The organism is Budvicia aquatica DSM 5075 = ATCC 35567, assembly GCF_000427805.1.
Taxonomy (GTDB): domain Bacteria; phylum Pseudomonadota; class Gammaproteobacteria; order Enterobacterales; family Enterobacteriaceae; genus Budvicia; species Budvicia aquatica.
On sequence record NZ_ATYS01000080.1, the window covers coordinates 1 to 10,401 of the forward strand.

The window sequence follows — 10,401 nt, forward strand, 5'->3', positions numbered from 1 at the left end:
ATGATTCGCGACAGTGCCTGCTATTAATATTGTGATTTTGGTTCAATAACTAAGAAGTACGACCTAATAACCAAGGGATTACGGTCAAGTTCAAGTGCTGGATCCCCGTTTTCACGGGGATGACGACCGTGGAAAAGGCTTAAGGGCTGTATCCCGTTTTTCAACGGTGTGACGGTTTTGGCGTATGTCGGGCTTCGGTGCTACCTTTCTTTCTTCTGACTGTGGCAGGGTAAGCGTAACGAATTACCTCGCTATCTCCTTCATTATCCGATTAAAACATGGGCTCTACTCCTTAGGCTAAGTGCTAACAGGTTAGCTAAAATCCGGATAATTCGCTGTACTCACTCTTAGAATCACGCGCTATTATTTAAAATGGAATGATAACGAAACTTTTTCATTAATATATTTAATTATTTTTTCAACTTATTTGCGAATAATTGATTTTAATCGAGTGATTTATTTAGTTGAATTGATCTTTTATTAATCATATTTGGGTAATTTATTCATAGATGATGAATTTTTTCCTTAATTAATAATGGATTTACTTCGATCATAAAATCTTGGTATTTTATTTAATCCGATAAAACATATTAAATTTAATCACAATGTCGATATTATCTATCAAAAACAGCCAGTAAAATCATAAATCGTAAAAAATTTTAATTCTGATAATTAATTGGCAACCTATTCAATATTCTGATTAATCATATTCTTTCGATCTTTAAGATCGTTTACATGTTATTTTTGGTGTGATAAATTAAGATCACAATATCAAGCCTGTTTAATGTGAATTTAATTTCACTTGTAACGAAAACGGATGAAATTATATTTAAAAATACATTTTAGGTATTAAGTTTTTAGCGTTTTTCTTTATTGTCGTTATGGTTCTCCATATTTCGACCGGGTTTTTGTTGCTTTAAAATTGAGATAAGGGATTTCTCTTCCACCCTTATCTCATCGAGTAAACAGGAGAAGAGAGAATAATGTCTTTATCAAAAAATGGAGTTTTTATGAAACTGAAGAACGTATTTTTATCCGCCGCTATTGTTGCTGCACTAGGTTCTACTGCGGTACAGGCTGCTTCTAACGGTACCGTTAATTTCACCGGTGAAGTTATTGACAAAACTTGTGATATTACTATCGATGGTAACGCGAGCCCGGCTACCGTAGTACTGGAAGCGGTTGATAAATCTCAATTGTCTGCCTCAGGTGCAACGGCTAAGCGTACCGGTTTTAATATTGGTTTATCTAACTGTACCGGTACTGCATCAGTCACCAAAGCAGCTGCGTTCTTTGAAAACGGTGCAACCGTCGATCCCGTTAACTATCGTCTGTTGAATACCCTGAGTGGCGCAACCGCTGCCACTAACGTTCAACTGCAACTGATTGATGCGCCTACCGGTTTACCTATTCAGGTGGGTAACCCAAGCCAGTCTGGCTCAACCACTTACGATCTGAGCTCCGGTTCTGCAACCCTACCGTATGCCGTTGAGTATTATGCAACGGGTGCTGCAACTCCGGGTCTGGTTGCCAGCGCAGTTAATTTCACTATTAACTATTTCTAATCGCTATACCGCTAAGCTTTTCAGGGTGTGGCGTAAGCCACCCCTGCATCAGGGAAGATAACTCCATGAAGAATAATAAAATATTTGGTCAAGTCGCTGCACTGATTTTTGCCCTGACGCTGACTGCCCCGGCTTTAGCCGGCATTGTGATCACCGGTACTCGGGTTATCTATCCGGAAGGTGAGCGGGAAGTGATGGTTAAAGTGGAAAATAAAGGGGATAAACCGGTTCTGATTCAAAGCTGGGTCGATGACGGTGATGCCGAAGCCTCGCCGGAAACCACCAAAGCCCCTTTTACTATTACGCCGCCGGTTAACCGGGTTAATGCAGGAAAAGGCCAGACGTTACGCCTGATGTATATCGGTGAAGGCTTACCCAAGGATAAAGAGTCCGTGTTCTGGCTTAGCGTATTGGAAGTACCACCGCGGGCTAAAGAGCAGGCGAATCAGCTACAAATGGCATTCCGTTCACGTATAAAAATTTTCTATCGCCCGAAGGCTTTACCGGGTGACGCTAATATTGCCGGTGAATCAGTAACCTGGCGCAGGGTTAGTGGCGGAGTGGAAGCTAAAAACCCAACTCCATACTATGTGTCATTGGCCAATATTGCCTCTGATAAAGAGGGCAAAAAAATTATTGCTGAAGGTGGCATGGTCGCTCCCGGCAGTACTCAGTTTTTCCCGATGAAAAGTTCTCTCAGCACCATTTACCCATCCTATATCAATGATTATGGCGGTATTTGGCCAACACCTCAGCCAGTAGCGCCATAGGAAAACCATAAGAGTAACCATGGAAGTCACAACTTCCTGACGATTTCATGATGTCTTAAGTGAAAGGAATTCACATGCCTGCGTTTAACCGTTCGCTTTCTCCGCTGACCGCCGCTGTTTTGCTGGCGCTGGCCGGAGGGGCTGCCGCCGATGACAATAATGATGCCTTTGAGTTTAACCCGTATTTTATGAGTCCGGGTAGCCAGCAGCGTATTGACCTGAGCCGCTACAATCAGGATCTCACTCCGGTGGGTTCATATCGGGCAGAGCTGGTGGTTAACGGCAAACGCGTTGGCCGGGATGAGGTGATAATCAAAGATCGTCTTGTCGAGGGTAAAGCCGTATCGAAAGTTGATATTTGCATTAAACCCAGCACGCTGGCTGCGCTGGATATTAACCTTGAGAAGCTCAGCGACCAGGCTCAGCGACAGATTAAGGGCGTGAAAGAAGGGGAGTGCCTGGCGCTGAACCAGCTGTTACCTGAAAACAGCATCGACTTTGACACCAACGATCAGATCCTCAATCTGAACCTGCCTCAGGTATACCTGATTAACCGGCCGCGCGGCTATGTTAACCCAGAACAGTGGGATCAGGGGGTCACAGCAGCAACCCTGGGCTATAACGCCAATGCCAGCCGTACCCATTATGGCAATCAGGACTATGACAACTTATACGCAAACCTGAATGGCGGCTTTAACCTAAAAGGCTGGTACTTTCGCCATAACGGTATCTACACCAAGCCGCATGATAGCGGCAGTGATTACAACAATATTAATACCTATGTTCAGCGCGATATTGTCGCTATTCAGAGCCGTTTGCTGGCCGGGGATGCCAATACTAAAGGTGAACTGTTTGATACGCTTTCATTTCGCGGGATACAAATTGCCAACGAAGAGCAAATGTTGCCTAACGCGTTACGCGGCTATGCACCCGTGGTGCGCGGCACGGCCAGAACGGCGGCCAAAGTGGTTATCCGCCAGTCAGGTAATGTGATTTATGAGAAGAATGTTGCGCCGGGGCCGTTTGAAATTACTGACCTCTATCCGACCGGTTACGGCGGTAACCTCGATGTCTCTATTGAAGAGGCCAATGGTGGCCGACAGAATTTTCAGGTGCCTTATGCCTCGACCAGTAACCTGTTACGCCCGGGCACGCATCACTACAGCCTGACGTACGGTAAGTTGCGCTCAACCAGTTTAAAAAGCGAACCGGTGCTGATTGAGGGAACTTACCGTCGGGGCATTAATAACGGCTTAACCCTATATGGCGGGGTGCAGGGCAATGAAAACTATCAGGCGGTTCAGGGGGGAACCTCTATTGGTACCCCTATCGGTGCCTTTTCCCTCGATGTCACCCAGGCCAAAACCAAGCTGGGTGAAGCCGCGGGCATCGATCAGGGCTCAATGTCGGGTCAGAGCTATCAGCTCAAATATAGTCAAAATATTGAATCTACCGGCAGTAACTTATCGATAGCGGCCTATCGTTTCTCTACCGATGGCTATATGGACTATATGACCGGTATGACCACGCGTGAAACCATTCAATATGGGCATAACAAAAACATTATACGCCGGGCGAAGAATCGCCTCTCGGTCAGCGCTGCCCAAACCTTACCGCAGGGCTATGGTCAGTTCTATATTAGTGCCTGGCAGCAGGCCTATTGGAATGACAATACCACCGATCGTCAATATCAGTTTGGCTATAACAACCGTTTCAAAAGTATCAGCTATGGCCTGAGTATGACCCGCAGTCAAGATGCTTTTGGTAACGGGCAAAATACCTACATGCTGAATATGACCATACCTTTGGATAATCTGTTTGGTTTTAACCAGATGGGGATCACGGTTAACCGCGGCCCGGGTAATACCATGAGTGAGCAGGTTTTTGCCGGCGGTAGCGCCGGAGAGGATCGCCAGTACAGCTACAACCTGACCGCCGGTAATAACCGCCAGGGTGGCTCTGACGGTAGCACCAGCAGCAGCCTGGTGGTGAACGGATCGATGCGTAGCCCTTACGCCACTATCTCCGGGCTGGCGGGCACGGGCAAAGGCTATGAAACCTATTCAGCCGGCTTAAGCGGTGCCATGGTTGCCCATAGCGGCGGCCTGACCTTAACCCCGTATAGCGGTGATACCTATGCGTTGGTTGAAGCAAAAGGGGCCAAAGGCGCGAAGATGGTGAGTTCTCCGGGTATCCGGATTGATAGCTTTGGTTATGCGGTGGTGCCTTACCTTACTGCCTATCAGATGAATGATGTCGAAATTAGTCCTAAAGGGCTGTCTAACAACGTTGAGCTGAACCTGACCAGCCAGAAGGTCGCGCCGTACAGCGGGGCGGTGGTCAAAATCACCTATGACACAACCATCGGCTATCCGGTATTAATCAGTGCACCACAGACTAATGGTCAATCCCTACCCTTTGGTGCCGATGTGTATGACGAGAACGATCGCCATATTGGCGTGGTCGGGCAGGGGGGGCGGCTATTTGCCCGGGTGTCATCAATGGAAGGTCAACTAAAAGTCGTTTGGGGTGAGGCGATAGACCAGCAATGCATCCTCAGTTATCTGATGCCGAAGGACGCTAATCCTGAGCAGGATAACATCATCAAATTTAATTCAGTCTGCCAGTAGGAGAAGGGGATGATACGGCTCAATCCTGAATGCCCACACTGCCATCAAAAAGATGCTATCAGAAAGCACGGGACCAGCAAAATTGGCCTACAGCGCTATTTGTGTCGCCGCTGTAATAAAACGTTTCAGGCCCGCTATTACTATCGTGCTCATGACCACAATCTTAGTCGTCAAATCGGGGAGCTTGCTCAAAATGGCTGGAGTTCGCAGAAAATAGGCCGGCATCTGAGGATTAGCGTCAATACGGTGAACCGTCGGTTAAAGAATATAACAACCGATAAAGATTATTTAGTCGATAAGTGGATCAGCAACAATGAAATTAGCAGCTAATTTAGTATCGCGTAGCAAAGGTTATATCGGTGTATTGGGCCGGTTAGTGCTGGGTGCGCTGGTTTTGGTAACCTTTGAGGCTCAGGCGGCCATCACCTGTGGAATGAAAGATCCAACCTATTATCGGGATATTGATATTTCCATTATGGGGCCTGGTATTGCAACCGTGGGCGAGGATTTTGCAGCTGGACTCACATTTCCCATACATGCGCAAACATACACGACGACCTGGAATTCAGGGTATGGGTGGAAATGTAGCAGAGCCTGGAATGACCCGGCAACGACAGTTCAGGGCTTTTATCGGGTACAGGCTATCTCTACGCCGTATGGTCCTCCGGTGCTAATCGGTTCTACCTCTGTTTTTCCGACCAATGTTCCCGGTATCGGTATGACGTTCAGAGAACGTATATCCCACACCCCCTCAGAAAATAGTCAATTTCCTGCTAAGGTAGATAGCGCGTTGTATGTTCTTGATTCGCCGTCGTCTTCGGTAAGCGCTTCAGCCTATACTGGGGAAGGAACATTTTATGTTAAATTAGTTAAGACAGGGCCGATAGCCCCGGGAAACCAGCAAGTACTGGCTTCATCTTTTCCAGTTTTTCAGTTTTCGGTAGGCCTTATCTCTCCAGTGGCTTCAGAAACAAAATTTATGACTATCCGTTTTAGCGGTGCCATTAATTTTGTGACAAAAACCTGTCAGGTTGAAGATGTCGATGTCGATTTGGGTTCACATCAACTGGCTGATTTTCCTAAAACTGGAAGCGTTTCGGAGTGGAAGGACTTCAATATTACGCTTAAAAACTGCCCGCCTTTTCATGGCTATGCTTTTAGCGCATCGAGCTATTACCACGATGAAAATGGCAATCTAACGGGTGATAACAGAAGGAGCGAGAACACATTAGATATGGCGTTTGCCAGCGTTTATGGTAACTATAATCTTACTGTTGCTAATATTGAAGGTGGGGCAGGCGCAGCAGAAGGCTTTGGTATTCAAATGGCAATAAATGATGGCAGTACTGTTATTCTTAGCCCTCCTTATACATACAACCAGAAAAGATTGGGTATAACATTAACTACCAGCGATGGCGCTAACTATATTGTTCCACTAAAAGCCAGATATTATCGCTATGGAAGTAAACCTAAAGCTGGAAAAGCTAACGGCGCGATTACCTATACGGTTAATTACTATTAGATAAATAGACTGACCTCTTTATTTACCGATACCTGATTGATATCGGTAAATAAAATAGGTCTCTGCATAAGATTAATTAATTTTTATCGCGATAAGTGTAAGTATTTTAATTATTACATTAGGCAGGGTAACTATTATCTACCCGTTAGCGACGACAATAAATAGCGATAAAACAGAGGCGTCTACTATGGATATAAAGCTTTGTTGCCACTATTGTGAAAAACAGGGGAGTGTGCGAAAGCACGGGAAATCCCGGGCAGGTATTCCCCGCTACCGTTGCAGTGCCTGTGGCCGGACCTTTCAGACCCGCTATATTTACCCGGGCAATGAAGTTGATATTTACCCCTTAATTCAGGCCCGGTTAAATGAAGGCCTCAGTCATTCAGATATTGCTAATCAGCTAGGAATCAATGTAGAGATAATTAGTCGCTATATTTTTATGACGGACAAGAATATTAAGTAATAATTTTAAATAGACCATTTTACATTCTATTTTATGAATTAAAAATTCACGCTCGCCGCTTTATTTTTTCAGAAAAACAGTTAAGGAACAACTCAGTGAACGTTAACGCACTATCCTGTTTTTTACGTCATCAATTTATTTCCCGTTCGATTGTTGTCGCGGGAACGATTATATTTTCACCGCTGACTTATGCCGCCGAATATACCCATACCGTTGATTTAGCTAATCAGACCATCAATGCCAATGACAGCATTAAGACCACCGATATTCACGGTATTATTTCCGGCAGTTCCGATACCACTGGGCTGCAATTAGGCAGCGGTAAGATTGGCGTTACGGTTAACGGTGCACCGGCTAATAATGATACGCCGGTCATTGGTATTAATCTGGTCAGAAGCGCCAGTCCTTCTCACGCATTGGGGACCGGGTCATCAATTAATGTTTCCGGTGACTATCATGCATACGGCGTGCGAGCATCCGATAATATTCATGTTTCAGGTTCAAATCTGACTATCAATACTCAGGGCGTTAATTCGACCTACGGTATTGTTGGCGGCACTAATGGCGTTTTGAATCTGGGTGCTGACAGTGTCATAAACACCACGTCTTCTACAGGCTTAGCGACCTCGGTTACCGTGGCCTCCGGTGGTTCATTACTGGCCGATAACTTACAGGTAGTCACAACGGGTGGCTTCAATAATACGACCAGCATTTTAACGACCGCTACCTCAGCTGCAGGTACTACGGTTGAGCTTGGCAATGGCGGTAAAATTGTCACCGTGAGTCAAACCGATAACGATAATTCATCCGCCGCAATTGCGACCAACGGTAATACCGTGCTTAAGGCTAATGGCTTGGTGATTGAATCAACAAACGCCTACGGTATTCGCGTAAACGGCGGCAAGGCCAATATTAATTTAGGCAATAACAGCTATATTTCAACAACCGGTAATGACTCTTCGGGGATTTCCCTCGGCGGAGCAGTGCAGGGCTCAGACCTGACTGCAAACGGGCTGACTATTTCAACCACCGGTCAGTATGCTTATGGTTTGAATCTTAATACCGGTACCAATAGGGTTAATCTTGGCAGCCATTCATCGATAACGACAACCGGCAACAACGCTCATGGTATCTGGTATATCGGTTCGTCAGGCATGAAGTTTGATGCAGATGCCTTAACGGTACATACCAAAGGTGACTCGGCCAATGCATTGGAGATTGGTAGCGGCACAATGACCATCGGCGGCGGCAGTACCCTGATCTCTGAAAAAACCGGTGGTGTAAAAGCATCCAAGCTGAGCCTTTCAAAAGATGCGCCAACCGTGAATATTAACGACACTAAAATTATTTCATGGGGTCAGGCGGTGAGCGCTCAGCAAGCGGGTACCGTAGTGAATCTTAATCGGGTCGACGCTAGCGCTCTGGGCAGCACCTATGGATTTTGGGCGGCAGCCAGTGGCGTCATTAATGCCACGGATACTTCGCTGCTCGCTCAAAACTCTTATGCGATGGTGGCCAATGGCGGCGGCCAGATTAATCTGGCCGGCAGCGTTAATATTGAGACCGATCGCATGGCGATGATTGCTGATAGTTCCACTTCCTGGATTAAAGGAAACGGGCTGATGCAGATCAACGGGGACTTACAGGCTCAAAACAATGGGTTGATTGATTTAACCATGACCAGCGGTTCAGCGTTGACCGGTATGACCAATCAGAGTAGCGCAGGGCTGCTTAACTTAGCGATGGAAAACAGCCGGTGGAATATGACGGCTGATTCCGTAGTGAATAATTTGCAGCTGACCAAGGGTTCCACCGTTGCGTTCACCGGCACCACAACCCCTAACGGAACTTTACGGGTTACCCATCTAAGCGGCGACGGTCACTTTGCTATGCGCAGCAGTATTGTTGAAGGCGCCGGCGATCTGCTCTCAGTTAGCGGAACAACGACAGGTAATCATCAGGTTAGCGTCTTGAATAACGGCAGTGAAGCCACTAACGGAACAGAAGTACTGACCATTATTGAAACCGCTGACGGTGGCGGTAATTTTGCGCTGACCAACAAGGTTGAACTGGGGGGCTATTTGTACGATCTGCAGCAGACGGGTAATGACTGGCAGCTCTATGCATCGGGCACAGTTCCTCCTAAGCCCGACCCTGAACCCGAGCCAACGCCGGATCCGGACCCAACTCCCGACCCAACGCCGGACCCGGGAACCAATAAACCTAATCCGCCGATTACCTCAACGGCCAATGCTTCAGCCAATAGTTTAAACGTCGGTTACCTGATGAACTATGCGGAAACCCAGACTTTGATGCAGCGGATGGGGCAATTACGCACCGACGGCATTGACGGTAACCTCTGGCTACGCGGCTATTATGGTAACTTTACGTCATTTGGCCGCGGCAAGTTAAGCGGATTCGATATGACTTATAACGGCGTGCAGCTAGGTGCGGATAAGCAGTGGCAGTCTGCCAGCGGCATGATGTATCTGGGCGCAGCTCTGGGTCAAAGCAATTCTAATCAAGATTATCAGAACGGTGACGGCGATATGAGAAATCGTCATGTCGGCCTGTATGCCGGTTATTTGGATAACAGTGGTTTGTACATAGATACCTTGTTGAAATATAACCGCATGCGTAACGAAATTAACGTAAAAGATACCGCCGGTAATGGGGTTGATGGCAGTGCATCATCTAACGGTATATCACTGTCGGTTGAAGCCGGTAAGCGTTTTCATTTTACGCCTGAAAACAGCGGGTTCTATATCGAGCCTCAAAGCCAGTTAACCGTTGCATGGCAGGACAGTAGTCATTTCAAGAACTCCAACGGTTTAAAAGTGGATTTATCCAGCTATACCTCTACTTTGGGCCGCGCCGGCGGGCTGATCGGATATGAAGTGACAGAAGGCGCTACCCCGGTTAACTTTTACCTTAAGAGCAGCTATGTTCACGAGTTTAACGGTGATGCTGACTATCGTTTAAACGGTAATAAAGAAGCTCACTCTTTCAAAGGTGACTGGTGGGCAAATGGTGTTGGTGCCAGCGTAGGTATTGGCAAACAGCATAATCTTTATTTAGACCTGGAGCAGGTTAGCGGCAGTCAGTTTAGACAGAGTCAGATTAACGGCGGGTATCGTTTTAGTTTCTGATTTGGTGTTGGGGGAAGGTTTTCTATTTCCCCCGTTTTCCGGTTTTCCAACGAAATAACGAAGAAGTTTCCCCCTCTCGTCATCCCCGTGAAAACGGGAACGCGAGCCGTAGGCGAAGCAAACATTCGCATCGCGAATGGCCCATAGGGTGAGCGNAGCGAATCATCCAGGTTTTAGCTCACCAATTAGCGCTTGGTTAAGGGTAGAATGATTCGCGACAGTGCCTGCTATTAATATTGTGATTTTGGTTCAATAACTAAGAAGTACGACCTAATAACCAAGGGATTACGGTCAAGTTCAAG

At 46.6% G+C, this 10,401-nt stretch carries 7 protein-coding genes; all 7 read left to right on the plus strand.

The window, feature by feature from the left end; all coding sequences use genetic code 11:
• Positions 1-1,010: 1,010 nt before the first annotated feature.
• The 7 genes from YWE_RS0119685 (at position 1,011) to YWE_RS0119715 (ending at position 10,099) form a co-directional block, all read left to right on the plus strand.
• Positions 1,011-1,565: a fimbrial protein gene (locus YWE_RS0119685; RefSeq protein WP_227659927.1), complete on the plus strand. Its 555-nt coding sequence runs from the start codon at positions 1,011-1,013 to the stop codon at positions 1,563-1,565.
• Positions 1,566-1,630: 65 nt separating this feature from the next.
• Positions 1,631-2,335, plus strand: a complete 705-nt coding sequence (locus YWE_RS0119690) for a fimbrial biogenesis chaperone (protein ID WP_029096053.1) — start codon at positions 1,631-1,633, stop codon at positions 2,333-2,335.
• Positions 2,336-2,409: 74 nt separating this feature from the next.
• Positions 2,410-4,965, plus strand: coding sequence for a fimbria/pilus outer membrane usher protein (locus YWE_RS27990; RefSeq protein WP_084167140.1), 2,556 nt, complete (start codon positions 2,410-2,412; stop codon positions 4,963-4,965).
• Between the two features lie 9 nt (positions 4,966-4,974).
• Complete coding sequence (locus YWE_RS27995) at positions 4,975-5,295, plus strand: IS1/IS1595 family N-terminal zinc-binding domain-containing protein (RefSeq protein WP_051323459.1); 321 nt, start codon at positions 4,975-4,977, stop codon at positions 5,293-5,295.
• Positions 5,279-6,487, plus strand: coding sequence for a fimbrial protein (locus YWE_RS0119705; protein WP_029096054.1), 1,209 nt, complete (start codon positions 5,279-5,281; stop codon positions 6,485-6,487). The genes YWE_RS27995 and YWE_RS0119705 overlap by 17 nt, the downstream gene beginning before the upstream one ends.
• Positions 6,488-6,674: 187 nt before the next feature.
• On the plus strand, positions 6,675-6,950 hold the full coding sequence (locus YWE_RS29170; RefSeq protein WP_051323460.1) for an IS1/IS1595 family N-terminal zinc-binding domain-containing protein: 276 nt from the start codon (positions 6,675-6,677) through the stop codon (positions 6,948-6,950).
• A 95-nt stretch (positions 6,951-7,045) separates the two neighbouring features.
• Positions 7,046-10,099 carry an autotransporter outer membrane beta-barrel domain-containing protein gene (locus tag YWE_RS0119715; RefSeq protein WP_051323461.1) on the plus strand — a complete coding sequence of 1,018 codons (3,054 nt, stop codon included), beginning with the start codon at positions 7,046-7,048 and terminating at the stop codon, positions 10,097-10,099.
• The last annotated feature ends 302 nt before the right edge of the window (positions 10,100-10,401 follow it).

What these genes read in the sequence shown, in the direction of transcription:
- YWE_RS0119685 (WP_227659927.1), top strand. Translation starts at nt 1,011, where the DNA reads ATGAAACTGAAGAACGTATTTTTATCCGCCGCTATTGTTGCTGCACTA.
- YWE_RS0119690 (WP_029096053.1), top strand. Translation starts at nt 1,631, where the DNA reads ATGAAGAATAATAAAATATTTGGTCAAGTCGCTGCACTGATTTTTGCC.
- YWE_RS27990 (WP_084167140.1), top strand. Translation starts at nt 2,410, where the DNA reads ATGCCTGCGTTTAACCGTTCGCTTTCTCCGCTGACCGCCGCTGTTTTG.
- YWE_RS27995 (WP_051323459.1), top strand. Translation starts at nt 4,975, where the DNA reads ATGATACGGCTCAATCCTGAATGCCCACACTGCCATCAAAAAGATGCT.
- YWE_RS0119705 (WP_029096054.1), top strand. Translation starts at nt 5,279, where the DNA reads ATGAAATTAGCAGCTAATTTAGTATCGCGTAGCAAAGGTTATATCGGT.
- YWE_RS29170 (WP_051323460.1), top strand. Translation starts at nt 6,675, where the DNA reads ATGGATATAAAGCTTTGTTGCCACTATTGTGAAAAACAGGGGAGTGTG.